The organism is Xylanibacter ruminicola, from assembly GCF_900142525.1.
GTDB classification, from domain to species: Bacteria; Bacteroidota; Bacteroidia; order Bacteroidales; family Bacteroidaceae; genus Prevotella; species Prevotella ruminicola_A.
In genome coordinates, this window is the sequence record NZ_FRBD01000020.1 from 38,556 (window position 1) to 59,627 (window position 21,072).

The 21,072-nt window shown below is 48.6% G+C and carries 16 protein-coding genes; 7 read left to right on the plus strand and 9 right to left on the minus strand.

Annotated elements, in window-relative coordinates:
* Window position 1 precedes the first annotated feature (1 nt).
* Window positions 2–1,162 (minus strand): NADH:ubiquinone reductase (Na(+)-transporting) subunit B, encoded by a 1,161-nt coding sequence (locus tag BUB86_RS13050; protein ID WP_073210248.1) that lies wholly within the window; start codon window positions 1,160–1,162, stop codon window positions 2–4.
* 33 nt (window positions 1,163–1,195) lie between these two features.
* Window positions 1,196–2,539 (minus strand): Na(+)-translocating NADH-quinone reductase subunit A, encoded by a 1,344-nt coding sequence (locus BUB86_RS13055; RefSeq protein ID WP_073210250.1) that lies wholly within the window; start codon window positions 2,537–2,539, stop codon window positions 1,196–1,198.
* Window positions 2,540–2,728: 189 nt separating this feature from the next.
* Between BUB86_RS13055 and BUB86_RS13060 the strand changes: the two genes are divergently transcribed.
* Complete coding sequence (locus BUB86_RS13060) at window positions 2,729–7,096, plus strand: translocation/assembly module TamB domain-containing protein (RefSeq protein ID WP_175549506.1); 4,368 nt, start codon at window positions 2,729–2,731, stop codon at window positions 7,094–7,096.
* Window positions 7,097–7,183: 87 nt separating this feature from the next.
* Here the strand turns inward: BUB86_RS13060 and BUB86_RS13065 are convergent, their stop codons facing one another.
* Genes BUB86_RS13065 through BUB86_RS13075 form a run of 3 tightly spaced genes read right to left on the minus strand, consistent with a single transcriptional unit; the run spans window position 7,184 to window position 9,453 of the window.
* On the minus strand, window positions 7,184–8,101 hold the full coding sequence (locus BUB86_RS13065) for a DMT family transporter (protein ID WP_073210254.1): 918 nt from the start codon (window positions 8,099–8,101) through the stop codon (window positions 7,184–7,186).
* A gap of 36 nt (window positions 8,102–8,137) precedes the next feature.
* Window positions 8,138–8,869: a tRNA pseudouridine(38-40) synthase TruA gene (gene truA / locus BUB86_RS13070; RefSeq protein ID WP_175549507.1), complete on the minus strand. Its 732-nt coding sequence runs from the start codon at window positions 8,867–8,869 to the stop codon at window positions 8,138–8,140.
* The gene (locus BUB86_RS13075; RefSeq protein ID WP_139261621.1) at window positions 8,866–9,453 is read right to left on the minus strand and encodes a hypothetical protein; all 588 of its coding nucleotides are present in this window, start codon (window positions 9,451–9,453) and stop codon (window positions 8,866–8,868) included. The genes truA and BUB86_RS13075 overlap by 4 nt, the downstream gene beginning before the upstream one ends.
* A 537-nt stretch (window positions 9,454–9,990) precedes the next feature.
* On the opposite strand from BUB86_RS13075, the gene BUB86_RS13080 reads away from it, so the two are divergent.
* Together BUB86_RS13080 and BUB86_RS13085 are read left to right on the plus strand one after the other, a co-directional pair.
* Complete coding sequence (locus BUB86_RS13080; protein ID WP_073210260.1) at window positions 9,991–10,491, plus strand: NUDIX hydrolase; 501 nt, start codon at window positions 9,991–9,993, stop codon at window positions 10,489–10,491.
* A 10-nt stretch (window positions 10,492–10,501) separates the two neighbouring features.
* Window positions 10,502–11,323 (plus strand): EFR1 family ferrodoxin, encoded by an 822-nt coding sequence (locus BUB86_RS13085; protein ID WP_073210262.1) that lies wholly within the window; start codon window positions 10,502–10,504, stop codon window positions 11,321–11,323.
* A 96-nt stretch (window positions 11,324–11,419) separates the two neighbouring features.
* Here BUB86_RS13085 and BUB86_RS13090 read toward each other — a convergent pair whose 3' ends face one another.
* From BUB86_RS13090 to BUB86_RS13100, 3 genes are read right to left on the minus strand one after another with little or no spacing between them, the layout of a single operon-like run.
* Window positions 11,420–12,094, minus strand: coding sequence for a YggS family pyridoxal phosphate-dependent enzyme (locus BUB86_RS13090; protein WP_073210264.1), 675 nt, complete (start codon window positions 12,092–12,094; stop codon window positions 11,420–11,422).
* Complete coding sequence (locus tag BUB86_RS13095) at window positions 12,094–12,570, minus strand: DUF4494 domain-containing protein (protein ID WP_073210266.1); 477 nt, start codon at window positions 12,568–12,570, stop codon at window positions 12,094–12,096. The genes BUB86_RS13090 and BUB86_RS13095 overlap by 1 nt, the downstream gene beginning before the upstream one ends.
* Complete coding sequence (locus BUB86_RS13100) at window positions 12,567–13,856, minus strand: hypothetical protein (protein WP_073210269.1); 1,290 nt, start codon at window positions 13,854–13,856, stop codon at window positions 12,567–12,569. The genes BUB86_RS13095 and BUB86_RS13100 overlap by 4 nt, the downstream gene beginning before the upstream one ends.
* 126 nt (window positions 13,857–13,982) lie before the next feature.
* Between BUB86_RS13100 and BUB86_RS13105 the strand changes: the two genes are divergently transcribed.
* From BUB86_RS13105 to BUB86_RS13120, 4 genes are all read left to right on the plus strand, one after another.
* Window positions 13,983–15,188, plus strand: coding sequence for a pyridoxal phosphate-dependent aminotransferase (locus tag BUB86_RS13105; protein ID WP_073210271.1), 1,206 nt, complete (start codon window positions 13,983–13,985; stop codon window positions 15,186–15,188).
* Window positions 15,189–15,202: 14 nt separating this feature from the next.
* Window positions 15,203–16,450 (plus strand): ABC transporter permease, encoded by a 1,248-nt coding sequence (locus BUB86_RS13110; RefSeq protein ID WP_073210273.1) that lies wholly within the window; start codon window positions 15,203–15,205, stop codon window positions 16,448–16,450.
* Between the two features lie 86 nt (window positions 16,451–16,536).
* Window positions 16,537–18,195 carry an AMP-binding protein gene (locus BUB86_RS13115; protein WP_073210275.1) on the plus strand — a complete coding sequence of 553 codons (1,659 nt, stop codon included), beginning with the start codon at window positions 16,537–16,539 and terminating at the stop codon, window positions 18,193–18,195.
* A 6-nt stretch (window positions 18,196–18,201) separates the two neighbouring features.
* Window positions 18,202–19,863, plus strand: coding sequence for an AMP-binding protein (locus BUB86_RS13120; RefSeq protein ID WP_073210278.1), 1,662 nt, complete (start codon window positions 18,202–18,204; stop codon window positions 19,861–19,863).
* A gap of 45 nt (window positions 19,864–19,908) precedes the next feature.
* Here BUB86_RS13120 and BUB86_RS13125 read toward each other — a convergent pair whose 3' ends face one another.
* On the minus strand, window positions 19,909–21,072 hold the full coding sequence (locus BUB86_RS13125) for a DUF6057 family protein (protein WP_073210279.1): 1,164 nt from the start codon (window positions 21,070–21,072) through the stop codon (window positions 19,909–19,911).

Here is a 21,072-nt window from a genome sequence, read left to right on the forward strand (position 1 = left end):
TTCATTTGCGACCTCCTCTCTTTAAACGGTTAGAGATATTGCGCTCCACAACGAAGTGGTCGATAGTAGGAGCAAACATGTTACCAAAGAAGATGGCGAGCATCATACCCTCAGGATAACCGGCATTCAGCACACGGATGATGATGGCCATAGCACCAATCAGGAATCCGTAGATGTACTGACCTGTGGTTGTGCGGCATGATGTAACAGGGTCGGTAGCCATAAACACGGCACCGAATGCGAAACCACCCATTACCAGGTGATGCCACCATGTCATGCCCTGACCAGTCTGCTCGAACAGTACGGCGAGTGCGATACCACCCACGAACACGCTGAGCATGGTGCGCCAAGAGGCGATGCCTGTCCACAGCAGGATAGCAGCACCGATAGCGATAGCCACGAGCGATGTCTCACCGATTGAACCTGGGATGAAACCGAGGGCCATATCGAGAATCGACGAATCGGGAGTGATGTTCTGTGCCAGCTGACCGAGTGGTGTAGCTGCTGTAAAGCCATCGGGCAGGTCGTTACCCAAACCGAAGATAGAATTCTGAGCCACCCAAACGGTATCACCAGTCATCTTCGAAGGATAAGCGAAGAACAGGAACATACGTGCTGCAACAGCAGGGTTGAAGATGTTCATACCCGTACCTCCGAATATCTCCTTACAGAAGATAACTGAGAATGCGCAGGCCAGAGCCAGCATCCACAGCGGACAACCGATAGGAATAATCAGCGGAATAATGATACCTGAAACAAGGTAACCCTCCTGGATTTCCTCGCCCTTCCATTGTGCCCAGGCAAACTCGATGCCCAGACCTACGATGTAGCTCACCAGAATCTTAGGCAGAACAGCCAAGAAGCCGTAAGCAAAGATCTCGAAGAAGCTTGCGCCTGCGAGTGTGCCTGCTGCCAGATAGTTCTGATAGCCGATGTTATACATACCAAACAGCATGGCGGGCATCAGGGCGATAACCACCATACTCATAATGCGCTTCGAGTCGATGGAGTCGTGAATATTCACGCCTCCAGCCTTCGCTGTGTCGTTGGGCACATAGAGGAAGGTCTCAAAGCCGTCGAACACAGAACGGAAGGCATGAAGCTTGCCACCCTCTTCAAAGTTCGGCTTTATCTTATTGAGATAATTTCTTAATGCTGACATTTTTATTAAACATTAAACGTTAAACATTAAACATTACGCATTCTCCTTACGGAGGATGTTAAGACCTTCACGTACAATGCGTTGCAACTCAAGCTTAGAGCTATCCACGAACTCTGCCAGAGCAAAATCCTCAGGACTTACCTCGTAGATACCCAGCGCTTCCTGACGGTCGATATCGCCAGCGATAATAGCTTTGATCAGGTATTCGCCGTAGATGTCCATAGGCAGCACCTTGTCGTACTCACCACTCATAATCATGTGGCGCTCGCCACCCTTCACGCGGGCATCGAGAGCGTACTGCTTCTTGCCACACAACCAAGAGAAGTAGCTGCGGTTAACAGAGAACTGCTTGAAACGAGGCAGAATCCAACCCAGCATCTCGTCGGCATCGTTACCCTCGGGGATAACGGTTATCTCGCTGGTGTGAGCCCCCAGGAATCCGTCCTTGGTAGTTGGGCGGCCCGTCAGCACGTTACCATTGATAATACGAACGCTCTTGCCGGCATCGTAGCTGTTGCTGAGCAGAGTTGACAGTTCCTCGCCCACCAGCATATCAACGTGGGCAGGGTTCTTAATCTCGCTACCACACAGGGCTACTGTACGGCGCAAGTCAACCTTACCAGTATTAAACAGGCGGCCGATGAACAGCACAACGGTAGGATCGCCGATAGTCCAAACCACCTCGCCCTTGTTCACAGGGTCGATGTTGTTTACCTGTACGCCTACGTTACCTGCAGGGCACTTGCCGTCGAATACGGTAATCTCGGCATCCTTCACGCCTTCAAGCTTTGAACCTACACCCACGCCCAGATAGGTCTTGGCAATCTTCGACAGAGCCGAAATACCAGCCTGGAAGTCCTGCTCCTGTCCAGCTACCTCATACTCGAAGTTGCATGCCAGAGGCTTGTCGCGCAGGGCAGATACAAAAATTGCCTTAGGCTGGACACTTGGGTTGGTAGACACAGCATAAGGCAACTGGTTGATGTAACCAAAAAGACCTGCTTCCAATAATGCGTTAATAACTTGCTCGCCCGTCAGCGTGCCGACATCCTTCTTGCCGAAGTCAACGAACTCCTGCTTCTCGTCGGCATCCACTCTTACGCAGAGCACCTTTCTACGTTCACCACGCACCACCTCGCGGACTGTACCGCTTACTGGCGAGGCAAACTTCACTTCAGGATACTGCTTGTTAATAAACAAGGCATCCCCGGCCTTGACCTTATCGCCCTCCTTGACAACAACCTTTGGAGTTACACCCTCAAAATCATCTGGAACAAGCGCAAACTTGCCATTCGATTTCAGCTGGATTTTCTTCTCCTCGGCCTTGCCCTCAAGGGTAATGTCTAAGCCTTTGCGTAACTTAATCACATTTGCCATTTATATCAGAAATTATAGAATAGTTGCACGAATCGAGTGCAAAATTACTAAAAAAATGCCACATAATAACAAATAATGGAAAAAAAATGCCCAAATCCGGACAAATTGTCGTATTTTTGCCTCGTGAAGTTACTTAAACGATTTATTAGTTTGACAATTTGGGGTGTCATATTGCTAAATGTGACACTTATGGCTGTATCATATATTCCGCAGACTCAACGCTTCATTGGAGGCAAAATTGCAAGGGCTGTTTCAGATAAACTCGGCACCCAAGTAAGTATCGGGCGAGTGGATCTGGGACTGTTTAGCCGCATCATTATCGACGACGTAAAGATACTTGACCAGCAGCAGAAAGAGATGCTGCAAGTAGGCCGCCTGTCGGTACGTTTGGAACTCTGGCCGCTACTTGACGGAAAAATATCCATCTCATCGGCACAACTGTTTGGCGCACATTTCCTTTTATATAAGGCAGATGCACAGAGCAAGCCCAACTTCCAGTTTGCGCTCGACTCGCTGGCATCAAAGGACACCACCAGCCACAACCCACTCGATCTGCGCATCAAATCGCTCATCATACGCCGGTCAAGCCTGACTTACGACCAGCTGGACCAGCCCCGCACGCCCGAGGTATTCAACCCACAACACTTGAAAGTTCAGGGGTTGAGTGCCCATATCAACCTGCGTACGCTAACAGACGACTCGCTAAACGTGAATGTAAAGCGCCTGGAGTTTAAGGAGCAGAGCGGACTCACGGTAAAGCGTATCAAATTCCATCTGGCAGCCGGGCGCAAGCAGTCGCAACTGGAGAATCTGTGGGTAGAGCTACCCCAGTCGCGCGTACAGATAGACAGTCTCCATGCCAGCTATCTACTAACCGATAACGGACTGCAGAAGGGTTCGATAGACTACTACGGAAAGATTTCAGAAGCGCGTATAACCCCCTCAGAACTAAGTTGTTTCGTTCCTATACTAAAGGATTTTAAGAATCCCATTTCTATAGCCACAAGTTTCAAGGGGTCCAACACCGAAGTGTATACCCCCAGCCTGCTGGTATCATCAGCCGGGCACGATTTAGACATCAACGCTAATGGCTGGATCAGTAATTGGCAGCAGCGTCCATCGTGGAATCTGCAGCTTAACCACGTTGCCGTTTCCGAGGGCTATCTTAATCTGCTCTCAAAGGCATTTCCGCAGATTCCATCGCAGCTCGCCACGCTTGGCAACGTACAGATATCAGGCAGCTGCAATCGCGACAAGCAGGGCGCCGGTACCTTGCAGAGCGACATCCATACAGGCGCTGGCGATGCTACGGTAGCTATGAATCTGGCTGCCGACCAGACGTTTGGCGGCACCATAGACATCAACGCCCTGAACCTGCAGAAGATTCTGGGCGACAACAATCTTGGCAAGCTAACCTCAACCCTCAAACTGAACGGAAAGCTGAATGAGGGCCAGAAGCCCGATGTAAACGTAGAAGGCACCATCAGCCAACTGGACTACAAGGGCTATTCGTACCACAATCTGACACTTAACGGAGGTTACAAGAAGGGCATCGTCGATGCCAATCTCGACATCAACGACCCACATCTCGAGGCGCAAATCCACACTGAACTATCAGACAAACAAATCAGTCATAACAAACTGAACAACATTAAGTTACAAGCATCAATATCAAAGATAGACCCATTGATTATTCACCTAACCGACAAGTGGGGCGATGTAACCATCAGCGGACAGCTGGATGCCGATATGGCTGCTCGCAACCTGAACGATGCCCAGGGCAATATCCGCCTGAGCAAGTTCCATATTTCGGCAACAGAGAATCATCCTGCCTATAGTCTTGACAACCTCAACATCACCACTGGTCGCGAAAACGGTATTCATTATCTGACCATCAAGAGCGATTTTGCCGATGCCGAGCTGAGAGGTCAGTTCGACTACAGCACGCTGGCAGCCAGTCTTACCAATCTGCTGAAGTCTAAGCTCCCTACTCTGCCTGGTCTGCCCGCAACAAGCACCAAGGCCAACAACAATTTTGTGATGCGACTGATGGTGAGCAAGAGCGACTGGATGCGCCGCCTGTTGGGTATCGACGTACAGCTGCGCCAGCCTGTAACGCTACAAGCCCGCGTCAACGACTTTACCAGCGAGTTGTATCTGAATGGCGACCTGCCCTCGTTTGCTTATAACGGTTCGTGGTACAGCGACGGATATATCAACATTTCATCGCCTGCCGACACCATGCGCTGCAACGTCAGCATACAGAAGCTGATGGATAACGGCCAGCACCTAGACCTTGGACTCTCGGCCCATGCGGCTAACAACAACCTCACCACATCGATTCTGTGGGACAATCACGACGCCAGCGAGCGCATGAGCGGCCAACTGAACACCATCATGCAGCTATACCATAATGTAGCCAATAAGCCCGAGGCCCACCTGCGCATCATGCCATCGCACATCATTCTGCGTGGCGAAGGCTGGAATGTAGAGCCATCCGACGTGCTTTACAGCGACAAGTTCCTGCTGGTAGACCACTTTGCAGTACACCACGGCAGCCAGCATATCATCGTGGATGGAATCGCCTCTAAAAACGAGACCGACTCACTTACCGTCGACCTGCGCGAGGTAGAGGTGGGCTATATCCTCGACCTGGTGAACTTCCACAGCGTAGAGTTCAGCGGCAAGGCTACGGGCAAGGCCCGCGCCTGGCAGCTGTTCGATGAATTCAAGGCAAATGCCGATCTCAACGTCAATGAATTCAAGTTCGAACGCGGGCGCATGGGTGTGCTGCACGCCAAGGCTAACTGGAACCACGAGGCACAGCAGATAGACATCCACGCCGTAGCCAACGATGGATCCGAGGCCAAGACATTTGTCGACGGCTACGTATCGCCCGTACACAACACCATCGATCTGGGCATCCGCGCCGACGGCACCAGCATCGAGTTCATGCATAACTTCACCAAGAGTTTCCTGAGCAGCATTACAGGCCAGGGCGAAGGTCAGGTGCGCCTGTCAGGCACGCTCGACAACATCAACCTGACTGGAAAGCTGATTGTAGATGGCGAGGCCACCGTAACGCCGCTGAACACCACCTATAAACTGGTAAGAGATACCGTTATCATGATTCCCGATGAAATCGAGCTCCACAACATGCGAATTGTCGATGCCTTGGGTAGCGAGGGCACACTCTCGGGCGGTATCCACCACGAGCACCTGACCAACCTGAGCTACGATCTCTTTGTAAGGGCCGACAACCTGCTGGCTTACGATTTCACCGACTTCGGCGAGTCAACCTTCTACGGCACCGTCTATGCCTCGGGCGATGTATCTATCAGCGGTCATGGCAACGACGTGATCATCAACTGCAACGTCACCCCCCAGCCCGGCACGGTATTCGTGTATAACGCCGCCAGCCCCGATGCCATCAGCAATCAGGAGTTCATCACCTGGGAGAATAATAATACTAGCATGTCTAGCAAGGCTAGTATATCGAGTTCTGCCGAGCGCGCGACATCGCGCGCCGACGATACTGATATCTACATCAATTTCCAGATAAACGCCAATCCATCGGCAGCCGTCAAGCTACTCATGGACCAGAACACCAAGGATTACATCACGCTCTACGGCAACGGTTCGCTGCGTGCATCATTCCACAACAAGGGCTCGTTCAATATGTTCGGCACTTACACCGTTGATCACGGCACCTATGGCATCACCATCCAGAACATCATCCGCAAGAACTTCACATTTAATCGCGGTGGAACCATTGTTTTTGGTGGCGATCCTTATCAGGCCGCACTCAATCTGCAAGCCGTATATACAGTTAATGGCGTAAGTCTGAGCGACCTGAACATCGGCAACTCGTTTACCAACAACACTATCCGCGTAAACTGTCTGATGAACATCAGCGGACAGCCTGCAGCACCAAGGGTTGACTTCGACCTCGAGATGCCTACCGTGAATGCCGATGAGCAACAGATGGTACGCTCTATCATCAACGGTCAGCAGGAGATGAACCAGCAGGTAGTTTACCTGCTAGCCATCGGCCGATTCTACAATCAGGGCGTTAACAACAGCGGCAGCAACGAACGCACCGACCAGACCACGCTGGCCATGCAGAGCTTCCTTTCTGGTACGCTTTCATCGCAAATCAACACGCTCATCAACCAGTTTATCAAGAACGACAACTGGAACTTCGGAGCTAACATCTCTACTGGAAATGAAGGATGGCATAATGCTGAATATGAGGGTATTATAAACGGACGAATGCTGAATAACAGACTGCTCATCAATGGTCAGTTCGGCTATCGCGACAATGCCACTCAGGCCACGCCGTCGTTCATTGGCGACTTCGATGTGCAGTACCTGCTCTACCCCAATGGCAACCTGGCCCTCAAGGTGTATAACCAGACTAACGATCGCTACTTCACCAAGTCATCGCTCAACACCCAAGGCATCGGCCTCATCATGAAAAAGGATTTCAACGGCATTCGCGATCTCTTTACAACAAAGAAGAAAAGGAGGAATGGAAAGGAAGTTAAAGGGAAGTGAAAAGGAAGTTAAAAGGACATTACCAACAGTAAAGCTATTGTCCCTTTAACTTCCCTTTCACTTCTCTTCTATTCCCTTTAACTCCCCTTACTTACTACCTATATACAGGAACACCATTCCCAGCAGTACCAGCGCCAGGTCGAAGGCCTTGGCCTTGAGGTTCTTCTCATGGAAGAACATCGCACCAAACATAAAGCTTACAATCACGCTTCCACGACGAATCATCGACACAATCGATATCATCGCCTCGGGCAGACTGAGCGAATAGAAGTACATAAAGTCGGCTGTCGACAGAAACACACTCACGCCCACTATCGACCACGACCAGTGGAACGGCGTTGTCTCCTTATGCTTAGGCCACCACAACAGCATCAGCATAGCACCCATCATAAAACATTGATAGATGTTATACCACGACTGCACCATCATGCGGTCCAGTCCCACGCCCCCACTCTCTACCGGAGCCATCAGGAATTTGTCATATAGTCCGCTCACGGCGCCAAGCACCGCAGCACCTACAATCATATATATCCAATGATCGTGCTTAAAGTCGATACCCTCCTTCTTACCACTCTTGCTCAACAACAGGAACGAGGCGATGGCCAGCAGCACACCAATCCATTGCCAATGGTTCAGGCGCTCGCCAAACACCAGCAGCGCTCCCACCAGCGTCATCACAGGGCGAGTGGCGTTGATAGGCCCCACAATCGTCAGGGGCAGGTGCTTCATGCCGAAGTAGCCCAGAATCCAGCTCGACAGCACTATCAGACTCTTCAGCAGAATATACTTATGCATCTCCCAACCGCCGCTGGCCACATGAAACATGCCGCCATCAAGCACGTCGGTAGTACCGCTCAGTACGATGAACGGCAGGAAGATGATGCTCGAAAACAAGGTATTCAGAAACAAAACCGGTATCACGGCATTAGCCTTCAAGGCCTGTTTCTTCAACGAATCATAGCAGCCCAACAAAGCCGCCGACATAAATGCTAATATTAACCACATTATCCTAAAACTTTATTTTAACCCGTAGGCCATAATTTAATATACTACATTTTCCAGGAACAGCGCGTTGCCCGGCATCGAGTCGCCCGCATCGCTGCGTTGCTTGCCTTCAATCACGGCGCGCAGTCCATCCAGCGTCAATCGTCCACGCCCCACGTCGATCATCGTACCCACCACGGCACGAACCATATTACGAAGAAAGCGGTTGGCCGAAATCACAAAGTACCACTCATACTCGCCCGTCTGAATCCACTCAGCACGAGTCACGTGGCACAATGTGGTCTTTACGTCAGAGTGCGCCTTGCAGAAAGCGCCAAAGTCCTCGTACTCCATCAATATTTGTCCGGCACGATTCATCGCCTCGAAATCCAACGGATAGTGAATCTCGCACGAGTATGCCTTCAAGAACGGATCCTTGCGCGTATGGATATAGTAATGATAAGTACGCTCAGTAGCCGAGAATCGCGCATGCATCTCGGGCGACACCTCTTCTATCTTTCTGATCGAGATATCCCCCGCCAGCATTCTGTTCATCTTATACGCCAGCTGCTTGCAGTCCAATTCGCCCTCATAATCAAAGTGGGCTACCATGGTTCGTGCATGCACCCCTGCATCAGTACGCCCTGCCCCAGTAATCGCTATCTCACGCCTCAGCAGCGTGCTCAGCACCCGTTGCAGTTCGCCCTGCACCGATATACCGTTAGGCTGCACCTGCCATCCGTGATAGTTAGTGCCGTCGTAGCTAAGTGTTATAAAATATCGCTTCACCATCTGTTATCCCATCCGTTACGTTGATCCCACACACTCAGCTGCACGCTGAAGTGCGGATTGATATTATACTTTACCGATGCACCTATCTTATCGCCGAAGTCGCTACCCAGCCACCACATCTGCTGTAGGGGCATTCGCGGTTGCATCAACGACTTCTGCGCAAATACGGCAGCCTCCCAATGCTCGTCGAAGCGGTAGTTCAGCATCGCCGTCAGTCCGGCGTCCTTCATCTGATGTCGGCCCCAGTCCAGAAAACTCGAGTATCCGCCAATAGAGAACGAGAGTTTTGGCATCAATTGTCCAGCATACATCACCGCCACACTATTAGCAAAGCCGCTACCCGAATTCTTTCCAAGTCCGAAGATGGCCGATGCCGATAGTGACGCATTCAGCCCGGGATGCAGATCCCAATTACCCAGACCAGTAAACATACTGCCTATATAGGGATAAGTGGCTATAGTGCCCCGATAAGTAAGCGGTGGCAACGAGAAAGTTGTGTCGGGCATCAGCACATCGCGCTGTTCCTGCGCCTCAGCGCAAGCACAGCAACACAACATTACTATCATTACCCACTTTCTCATTTCGGGTGCAAAGTTATGATTATTCTATGAAACATCCAAACTTTTTAAAGCAGAAATATTCCAATTCCAGTTATTCCAATAAAAAAAATGAAGGGGCATTATCCTTATAATATATATATAACTAATTGATATATAGATAGTTATATATAATAATTAATAGAATTTAACAGAACTCGATTTCAAGAAACAAACTGGAATAACTGGAATTGGAACGCTTTCCTTCTCAACACTCATCTAAAGGACTGAATATCAACAAGATACAATATTCCAGTTTCATCCACGCCCGTCATACTAATCCTCTAAAAGGCCTCAAATGCAAAAAATACAGGCTTTTAATCCCATTTTTTGACTGAGAGTTTTGTTTTTCAAGCCAAAATGAGTCATTTTTGTTCTCTAGTTAGGCAACAAAATTTCCCTAGTTAGGGAACAATTGTTATCTAGTTAGGCAACAAAACGCCCTTTTAAGACCATTTCTATGAGTTAAATAAATAAAAAGGACAAGGAATTATCGAAAGTATGATTACCTTTGCGGGCGATATGAAAGATAATAGTTTTGAGAAGTTTCCGATAGTAGATGAGGAGGGGCGCGTGATTGGTGAGGCTACACGCGGTGAGTGCCACAGCGGATCGAAGTTGCTGCACCCTGTGGTGCATCTGCATGTGTTTAACAGCAAAGGCGAGGTGTACCTGCAGCGCCGACCTGACTGGAAGGACATACAGCCTGGCAAGTGGGACACCAGCGTGGGCGGACATATTGACTACGGCGAAGAGCCCGAACAGGCATTGGTACGCGAAGTGCGCGAGGAGCTGGGTATCACAGACTTTAAGCCAGAGCGCATAGGCAAATACGTGTTTGAAAGCAAACGCGAAAAGGAGCTAGTATATGTGCATCGCACTACCTATGACGGACCTGTAACGCCATCGGCCGAGGAGCTGAACGGCGGCAGATTCTGGACTCTCGACGAGATACGCCAAGCCATCGGGAAAGATGTGCTGACTCCTAACTTTGAAAGCGAGTTCCAGAAGTTTTTTCTATAAACTTTGAGGTATGATATTCTATTTTAGCGGTACTGGTAATACAAGGTTTGTGGCCGAGCAGATAGCTGCTGGCATCGGCGAGGAGCTGGTGTTTATTCCTGATGCTATTCGAGATAATCGGTACGAGTTTTCGATTGCTCTCAATGAGAGTATTGGTTTCTGCTTTCCTACGCATGGGTGGCAGCCGCCTAGGATTGTTAGTGAATTCATTAGAAAGCTGAAGATTGATCAGACCACCCCTAGCCCCTCCTACTCAGGAGGGGAAACTAATACCCATGTTTGGGCGGTGACTACTTGTGGGGATAATATGGGCGAGGCGATGACGATACTGAATAAGGAGCTGGCAGCGAACGACAAACTGAAATGCGGCGGAAAACCTATGGTGGCATCGGCGGTGTTCAGCGTGATTATGCCCGAATCGTATGTCTGTCTGCCGTTTATGTATACAGATACCGAGGAGAAGGAGCGAGCCAAGATTGCAGAAGCCCGAAAACAGTTGCCACATATTATAGAATGTATACGCGAGAGGCAAACAGGCATAGAGGAGCTGGAGAAAGGCAGCACTCCCCGACTCTACTCGTATGTGATTGGCGCATACTTCAACGCGCGGATGGTGAACGACAAGAAGTTTACGGTTGATGCTGATGCGTGTATCAAATGCGGCAAATGTCAGAAAGTGTGTCCTGTAGATAATATAACAGGAACACCGCCCGAGTGGAATCACAACGGACGATGTACTTCATGTTTGGCTTGTTATCATTACTGCCCTACCCACGCCATTAACTTCGGCAAAATCACCCGAAAACGCGGGCAGTACTATTTTAAGAAATAATAAAAGCCTACGGATTTTACGGATTTTACGGATTAATCTCTAAGATCGCAACACGAAAAAATATAAAAATCCGTATAATCCGTAGGTAAAATAATATTAATATACTCTTGGACCGAAGATTTTCGTTCCTACACGAATCATGGTGGAGCCGGTTTCGAGGGCTATGGGATAATCATCGCTCATGCCCCACGAACGCTCGCAGAAGGCATCATCATCGGCGAAGTATTCAGCTTTAACCTCGTCGAAGAAATCGCGGGCGATGCTCATCTCGCGGCGAATCTGCTCAGTATCCTCTACAAACGATGCCATCATCATCAATCCGCATATCTGCACGTTCTTCATCTCGCGCCACTCGCCGCCAGCCAATAGTTCGCGACAGGCATCGAGGGTAAGACCGTATTTGGTAGCCTCTTCGGCTATATGCAGTTCCAGCAGCACTTTGATAACCCGGCCGCACTTCTCAGCCTGCTTGTTAATCTCGCGCAGAAGTTTGAGCGAATCAACAGCCTCGATCATCGACACATAGGGAGCTATGTACTTCACCTTGTTAGTCTGCAGATGGCCGATAAAGTGCCACTCAATATCAGTTGGCAGCGACTGGTGTTTCAATCGCAGCTCCTGTTCGTGACTCTCACCAAACACACGCTGACCTTCCTCGTATGCAGCCTCGATATACTCGTTGGGGTGATACTTAGAGATAGCCACAAGGCGAACGCCCTGTGGCAAATGGTCGATGACCTCGTGCAGATGAGATTTAACGTCGTAATCCATTACTGCTGCTCGTATTCAGGCTTGTCGTTCGACTTGCCATACTCGTAGACATCCATCAGAGTGGTCTCGGCTACCGAGGCAACCACATAATCGATCATGGTGCCACCCATCACCTCGTCGATGTTCTTCATGGCGCCATTCATTGAGCCTGCCTGAACAAGATAGGTAACAGTAGAGCGCTTCTCCTTCTCGGTCTTCTCGTCGATAGTAATGAACTGCAGCTTGGCCTTGTACCACTTATCGGCGATGTTATCATCGGTAAAGAACACCTCCTTAAAGGCAGCCTTCTTGATATCTGCTACTTCAAATTCTCCGCTGATATATGACGACATCTCCTCGGTGATGCGAGTCTCGGCCTCGCTGAAGCTGAGTGCGTCTACTACATAATTCTCGTTTACTTTCTTCTGCAAGCCATCCTCCATTACCTTCTCGTAACGGATCTTGCATTCAAACCACATTGCTGTTCTGCTTCTCATTTCTTTTCTGTTTTATTCTTTTTTATTCCTAGATAATCTTTATCAAGCGCTTCCATCTTCTTGGTGGTAAGCTGGTCGATAATCTCGCTGGCTATGCGCTGCGACTTCTCATTGCCAAGGTTAGACGACTTAGCCAATTCGCTCTCTACCTTAGCAAGCTCCTCGGTCATAGAGCGACTGCGAGTCATGAAATCCTTCTCATTGAGGTTCATCTCCTTCTTATTATATACCTTATTGAGGATACGGTCGGCCTCCTTGGTAAACTGCTTACGGAATATCTGTTCGGCCTTGGCCTCATACGCCTTCATCTCTCTCTCGTCGATAGTAACCGAATCCTTTGCACGCATCTGCTTGGCTACGATATTGGCGATGGTAGCCGAGTCGGCATCGGCACCCAGACCGTAAAGGAGGTTATTATCATCAAGCAAATCATCAGGTATAGGCTCCTCAACAGGCTCTACATACTCCACATCATCAGGCTGTGGCAACATATAGAAGTAACCGCCCACGATGGCCAGCGCGATGGCGATGGCAGCAAAGCCCACCAGAGCCGTGCGGCGCATGTTCTTATAGTTAGTCAGGGCGTTATAGAACTCCTTGACCGATGCATAGCGGCGTTCGGGGTCGGCAGCTGTGGCACGCTTGATGACATAGCGCCACTCCATAGGCAGTCCGGCCGAGTGATACAACCAGTTGACGAACTTGGCCAGCGAGTAGACATCAGCACGGGCGGTAATCTCGCCACCAGCCAGCACCTCGGGGGCCACGTAATCCTCCAGTCCGTCGTAGAGCGTCTCCTGGTCGAGCTTGGCATAGAACGAGCCGTGGCACAGCAGGCGCACGCTCGAATCGTTTTTGCGGGCCAACACGTTGCAGGGTGCAAAACACACATGATAGATGCCCTTATCGTTTAGCAACTCGGTGATTTCGGCCAGGTCGTGAATGGTCTCGATGTCGAACGACTCACGCGCGATGATAGCAGGATTCTCGTTAAGCAGCTGCTCGAAGGTGATGAAGTTGCCCACCTCTACGGCGATAGCATACACACCACCGTCGCCCTCGTTAGGCACAAAGTGCAGCTGGTGTTTGTTGGCCACCTTCTCCATGTCGGCAGCCTCGGTACGCACACAGTTGCTGAAGGCCACATGATCGGCCACCTCGTCGTGAAACTCCACAAAGTTCGAGTACTTTCCATCTATCAACCGCTTGTAGAAGTAGCCGTATGGCAGACGTACTTTAGTGGTTTTCCTGACGTCGCGCGTTTCTAATAATTCCTCGAAATTCATCGTTTGCTAAAATTTTGGTGCAAAAGTAAACAAATAAATCGAAAAAAAGCAAGTTTTAAAAATAATTTAGTACCTTTGCACCGCAAAATGTAAAATTGTAAATAGTAAAAATAGTCAAATAGAAAGATGCCTGAGATATCAGTACGCGGACTGGAGATGCCCGAGTCGCCTATCAGAAAACTCGCTCCACTAGCAGTTGCCGCCAAAAAGAGAGGTACCAAGGTGTACCACCTGAACATCGGTCAGCCGGACCTGCCAACCCCACAAGTAGGACTCGACGCCTTGAAGCAGATAGACCGTGAAATCCTGGAGTATTCACCCTCGCAGGGCTATCAGAGCTATCGCGAGAAACTGGTAGACTATTACGCGAAGTACAATATCAACGTGACTGCCGACGATATCATTATTACCAGCGGTGGTAGTGAGGCAGTACTTTTTGCATTCCTGAGCTGCCTGAACCCAGGCGACGAGATTATCGTGCCCGAGCCAGCTTATGCTAACTATATGGCATTCGCCATCTCAGCAGGAGCCAAAATCCGTACTATTGCTACAACTATCGAGGAAGGATTCAGCCTGCCTAAGGTAGAGAAGTTCGAAGAGCTGATCAACGAGCGCACACGCGCTATTATGATATGTAACCCAAACAACCCGACGGGTTACCTGTACACTCGCCGCGAGATGAACCAGATACGCGACCTGGTAAAGAAGTACGACCTGTATCTGTTCTCAGACGAGGTATATCGTGAGTACATCTACACAGGTTCGCCATATATCTCAGCCTGCCATCTGGAGGGTATTGAGCAGAACGTTATTCTGATTGACTCGGTATCAAAGCGTTATTCAGAGTGCGGTATCCGTATCGGCGCCCTGATTACCAAGAACCCAGAGGTACGTAAGGCCGTGATGAAATTCTGTCAGGCCCGACTTTCTCCCCCATTGATTGGACAGATAGTAGCCGAGGCATCGCTGGATGCACCAGAGGATTACTATCGCGATGTGTACGATGAGTATGTGGAGCGCCGTAAGTGCCTGATTGACGGACTGAACCGTATTCCAGGCGTTTACTCGCCAATACCAATGGGCGCCTTCTACACCGTGGCCAAGTTGCCAGTAGACGATGCAGAGAAGTTCTGCCGCTGGTGCCTCTCGGAGTTTGAGTACGAGGGCGAGACAGTAATGATGGCTCCTGCTGCCGGATTCTACACCACCCCTGGTGCGGGTATCAATCAGGTTCGTATAGCCTACGTGCTGAAGAAGAAAGATCTGGAGCGCGCGCTAGTAGTGCTGCGCAAGGCACTTGAAGCATATCCAGGAAGAGTGGACGAAGAGTAATTGATAATTGACAATTGAACTTTCCTCTATACATAGCTAAGAAGATATATAGTGATCAGGGCGACAAACGAAAAGTGAGTCGCCCAGCTATTCGTATAGCTACTATCGGAGTGGCTATCGGTCTGGCTGTGATGATAGTAACAGTTAGCGTGGTGTTGGGATTCAAGCACACCATCCGCGATAAGGTTGTGGGATTTGGCAGTCATATACAAGTACACAACATTCTGAACTATAATGGTGGCGACCCTCACCCCATCTGCGCCAACGATAGTCTGATGAAGGTTATCAGCCATTTGGATGGTGTAGCCCATGCCGAGCGCTTCAGTATGACACAGGGAATACTGAAAACAGACGAAGACTTTCTGGGCGTGGCATTTAAAGGTATCGCAGCCGAATACGACACCACCTTTCTGAGCCAACACATCACCGAAGGTTCGATACCACAGTTCAGCGACTCAGCTAGTCACTACAAGTTGTTGATATCGAAAATGATAGCCGACAAGTTGCGACTGAAAGCCGGCGACAAGCTGTACGGCTACTTTATAGATAACGAAGATGTAAGAACCCGTAAGTTCACCATCAGCGGCATATATCAGACCAACATGACACGCTTTGACGAGACATTGTGTTTTACCGACCTGTATACCGCTAACAAGCTGAACGGTTGGACTGAGAACCAAGCCACAGGCATAGAGGTACTGGTAAAAGACTTTAAGCACCTGGACGCTACAGCCAACGTGTTTATCGACAACGTGAACCGCACAAGCGACGAACAAGGCAACGCGCTAACTACAGAGACCATCTACGAACTATACCCACAGGTATTCTCGTGGCTGGAACTGCTCGACATCAACGTGTGGATTATCCTGGCTCTGATGGTATGTGTGGCTGGATTCACCATGATTAGCGGACTGCTGATTATCATACTTGAGCGAACCCAGATGATAGGTATATTGAAAGCTCTGGGCGCCAGAAACAAAACGGTTCGCCACACATTCCTTTGGTTCTCGGTATTCATCATCAGCCAAGGATTGTTCTGGGGCAACATAGTAGGTATTGGCATTGTTCTACTCCAACAGTATACAGGACTGATAGCACTCGACCCGCAGACATACTATGTGAGTGAGGCACCAATGGAACTGAATCTGCCACTCATAGCAATGATAAACGTAGCCACACTTTTGATATGTGTTTTCGTTTTAATTGCACCAAGTTACTTGATTTCGCATATCCACCCTGCGAAATCGATGAGATACGAGTAATTTTTTAAAAAATTGCACAAAAACATTTGGTAGTGTGCAAAAAATGCATTACCTTTGCACAAAATTTCAAAATTTGTGCAGTTTTAATGGAACAATTTAGCAGTTTTAATGCTTTAATACAGAAAGCCATAGTGAACAACTGGGACCAGGATGCCCTTACTGATTATCAGGGCATTACGCTCCAGTATCACGATGTTGCACGCAAAATCGAAAAAATCCATATATTATTTGAAAACAGCGGTGTAATAAAAGGAGATAAGATTGCCATCTGCGGTCGTAATTCAGCCCATTGGGCAGTAACATTCCTGGCTACACTTACCTATGGTGCCGTAGCTGTGCCTATTCTACACGAGTTTAATGGTGAGCAGATTCAGAATATTGTGAATCACTCAGGCTCCAAACTCTTGTTTATCGGAGATTTTGCGGTTAAGACAATCGATCCTGAAGCGATGCCATCACTTGAGGCTATTATCAATCTGCCCGACTTCTCGCTGTTTGTTTCAAGATCGGAAAAGATTACATACGCGCGCGAACATCTTAATATGATGTTTGGCAGCAAATATCCCAAGGCATTCAGGGCAGAGCATGTTAAGTATCATGAAGACTCGGCTGAAGAATTGTCGATGATTAACTACACCAGCGGAACTACCGGATTCTCAAAGGGAGTAATGTTACCCTACCGCACCATCTGGAGCAACGTGGAGTTTTGTTTGCGCATACTTGGTCGCAACGTAAAGGCCGGCGACAACATGCTTAGCATTCTGCCTATGGCTCACATGTACGGAATGGCGGTAGAATTCCTTTTCGGATTCTGCAATGGATGCCATCTGTTCTTCCTGACCCGTCTGCCGAGTCCGGCCATCATAGCCGAGGCGTTTGCTACAGTAAAGCCATCAGTCATCATTACTGTTCCGTTGATTATTGAGAAGATTATACGTAAAAAAGTATTCCCAAAGATTCAGGATAATCGCATGCGCCTGCTGCTGGCTATGCCTATAGTTAGCAAGAAGGTAAAGACACGCATCTGCAATGAGGTTTACAAAGCCTTTGGCGGCAACCTTTATGAAATTATCGTGGGCGGTGCCCCTCTCTCGAAAGAGGTTGAGGAGTTCCTGTTATCAATCGGATTCCCAATAACCGTTGGCTATGGCACTACAGAGTGCGCTCCGCTGATTTCGTTCAGCGACTATCACGACTTTGCTGCCGGATCATGCGGAACACCAGTTGACCGCATGGAGGTAAAGATTCTGAGCCCAGACCCACAGAATATTGCAGGCGAGATTGTGGCCAAAGGTACAAATGTAATGACAGGATATTACATGAACGAAGAGGCTACCCGCGAAGTGCTGGACGCAGATGGATGGTATCATACTGGCGATTTGGCAACAATGTCGGCCGACGGACATATTTTTATCCGTGGACGCTTGAAGAATATGCTACTGGGAGCTAACGGACAGAACGTATATCCAGAGGAAATAGAAGACAAGCTTAACACGATGGCAATGGTGTCAGAAAGTCTGGTGATCCAGCGTGGCGACAAGCTGGTGGCTCTGGTACACCCCGATAAGGACGAGGTGGTTAGCTTTACCCGCGAGGAACTGGAGAATATCATGGAGCAGAACCGTCAGGAATTGAATAACATCCTGCCCGCATATAGTCGTATCTCGGCAATTGAACTCCAAGACGAGGAATTTGCCAAGACACCAAAGAAGAGTATCAAACGCTACCTATATAAGAATAACTAATAGCATATGGAACATATACCTAGTTTTAACGCTCTGATACAGAAAAGTATCATCGACAATTGGGATCGCGATGCCCTTACAGATTTTAAGGGACAGACGCTACAGTTTCATGACGTAGCCAGAAAAATCGAAAAGTTACACATACTTTTCGAAAACAGCGGAATACAGAAGGGCGACAAGATCGCCCTCTGCGGACGAAACTCATCACAATGGGCTGTGGCTTTCCTTGCCACACTTACCTATGGTGCTATTGCCGTGCCCATTCTGCACGAGTTTAACGCCGAACAGGTACACAACATCGTCAACCACTCAGAAGCACGACTGCTCTTTGTGGGCGACCATGTGGCTACAATTATCGATCCCCAGGCTATGCCTACACTTGAGGGTATCATTAACAACCCCGACTACTCGCTGATGCTGTCAAGAACCGACAAGCTGACTTATGCACGCGAGCATCTGAACGAGCTATACGGAAAGAAATTTCCCAAGTATTTCCGTAAGGAACATGTTAGCTACTACATAGAGCAGAGTCCTGAGGAACTGGCTGTTATCAACTACACTAGCGGCACAACAGGATTCTCAAAGGGTGTGATGCTACCCTACCGCGCTCTTTGGTCGAACTACGACTTTGCCATCAGCGTACTGGGTAACATCATTAAGGCAGGCGACAAGGTGATATCAATGTTGCCAATGGCCCACATGTACGGAATGGCATTCGAGTTTATATTCGAATTCCTGCACGGTTGTCATGTGTACTACCTGAATCGCGTTCCATCGCCAGCCATCATTGCTCAGGCACTTCAGGAAGTTAAACCAAAAATCGTGATTGCCGTACCTCTGATTATCGAGAAGATTATCCGCAAGAAGGTTTTCCCAAAGATACAGAACAACCGTATGCGTCTGTTGCTACAGATGCCAGTCATCTCAAAGAAGGTTCGAGAGATGATTTGTCAGGAAGTACTGAAGGCTTTTGGTGGAAACATGTACGAGGTCATCATCGGCGGTGCAGCCCTGAACCAGGAGGTAGAACATTTCCTGAAGCGCATAGACTTCCCATATACCGTGGGCTATGGCGCCACAGAGTGTGCACCCATCATCTGCTATCGCGATTATAAGACCTTTGCTCCAGGCTCTTGCGGATGCGCAGCCCTGCATCAGGAGGTAAAGATTGTATCGCCTGACCCAAGACGTATTCCTGGTGAGATTCTAACCAAAGGACCAAATGTGATGCTGGGTTACTACAAGAACCCTGAAGCTACTGCTGAGACTATTGACCGCGACGGATGGTATCACACAGGCGACCTTGGAACAATGGATGCCGATGGAAACGTGTTTATCAACGGACGTTCGAAGAACATGCTGCTTGGTCCTAACGGACAGAACATCTATCCTGAGGAGATTGAGGACAAGCTGAACTCGATGACTATGGTTGTAGAGAGCATCGTTGTACAACGCGACAACAAGCTCGTAGCTTTGGTACATCCCGATATGGACGAAGCCAACAACATGGGATTCTCGGAAGAAGATCTGAAGAATATCATGGAGCAGAACCGCAATGGTCTTAACGAGATTCTTCCAGCTTACGAAAAGATATCAGAGATAGAAATACACGAAGAAGAGTTTGAAAAGACGCCAAAGAAGAGTATCAAACGCTATCTTTACAAATAAGAACAAAAAGAAAGCCTCTCGATAAATCGGGAGGCTATTATTTTTTTACTCGTACCAGTAATAATACCAATAGGTACCAAAGTATTCTTCTTCTACTTTACCCTTCTGCTCCATCTTATTTGGATACTTGTTTCTAAGATCGCGGAAGTTATCGTAGTCCTCATCCATGACTGTATTGTGATACACCGTAACGGGTTTTGAACGCAGATGGGTATAGAGCACCATAGCCTCACTATAATGCTTTGGCAGACTGTCGTTCATGGGATAATACTTTTTCACCTCTCGGGCAAAAGTATCAATCTCTTTATCAATCAGATAACCTGAAAGCAGATAATCGGTCACAACCTTACGTGGCACAGAATCCTTACGCTGAACCAACTTTAGATAGTGCATAGGTTCCATCTTATGGGCAGGAATAGCACCAATGAACTTATACATACGCTCGGCGGGATATAATAATAACGGACAGATACTATCGTTTGTAGGCAGGATGGTTTTACTGGTACCACAAACCTTATACTCAAAAAGTTTCTCGCCAAGGGCATCCTTACGAGCCAGAGCTTGCATACGTAACATGACAAGAGTTTCATCGCACTCAAGCGATTCTTTACCTGCAGACAAAGCCCCATCATAATCTCCGTCAAGCAAACAACGCTCTGCCCTCATCCGATAATGGAACACAGCATTGGTATTAGCAATGCCAGCAGTAGTCATCATCATAAAAACCATGATGAGCAGATTAACCCACATGGAACGTGAGAGAATATTGGGATTAGGATCGTCATCAAGTTCCTGAAGCTTGGTTGCCACATACGATACACCACCCCAAACGATGAGGAGGATAACAGCTAGCCAACCAGGGAAATCATGGGTGATGCCCCCCTCAGGATCGGGTGTGATATTAGTAAGCATACCCAGAAACAGCATGGAAGGAAAGAAAGTGAGGGCGTAGAAACTTTTATTAAGTCTGGATATCTTATGTACCAGATTCTGCAGGATTAAGAGCACAACGGTTATCACAACAGCACCAGCAAGACGATTGTAATGGGTAAGACCATGACTCAACACATGCTGCGCCATAGTTAACAAATCGCGCTGGAAGTAATACGTCCAACACCAAGAGAAGAGTACAAAAACGATAGCGCACACGACACGGATGGTCATTGCGCTATCATTTTGTTGCTTTTTACGATAATTTCTATAAGCCAT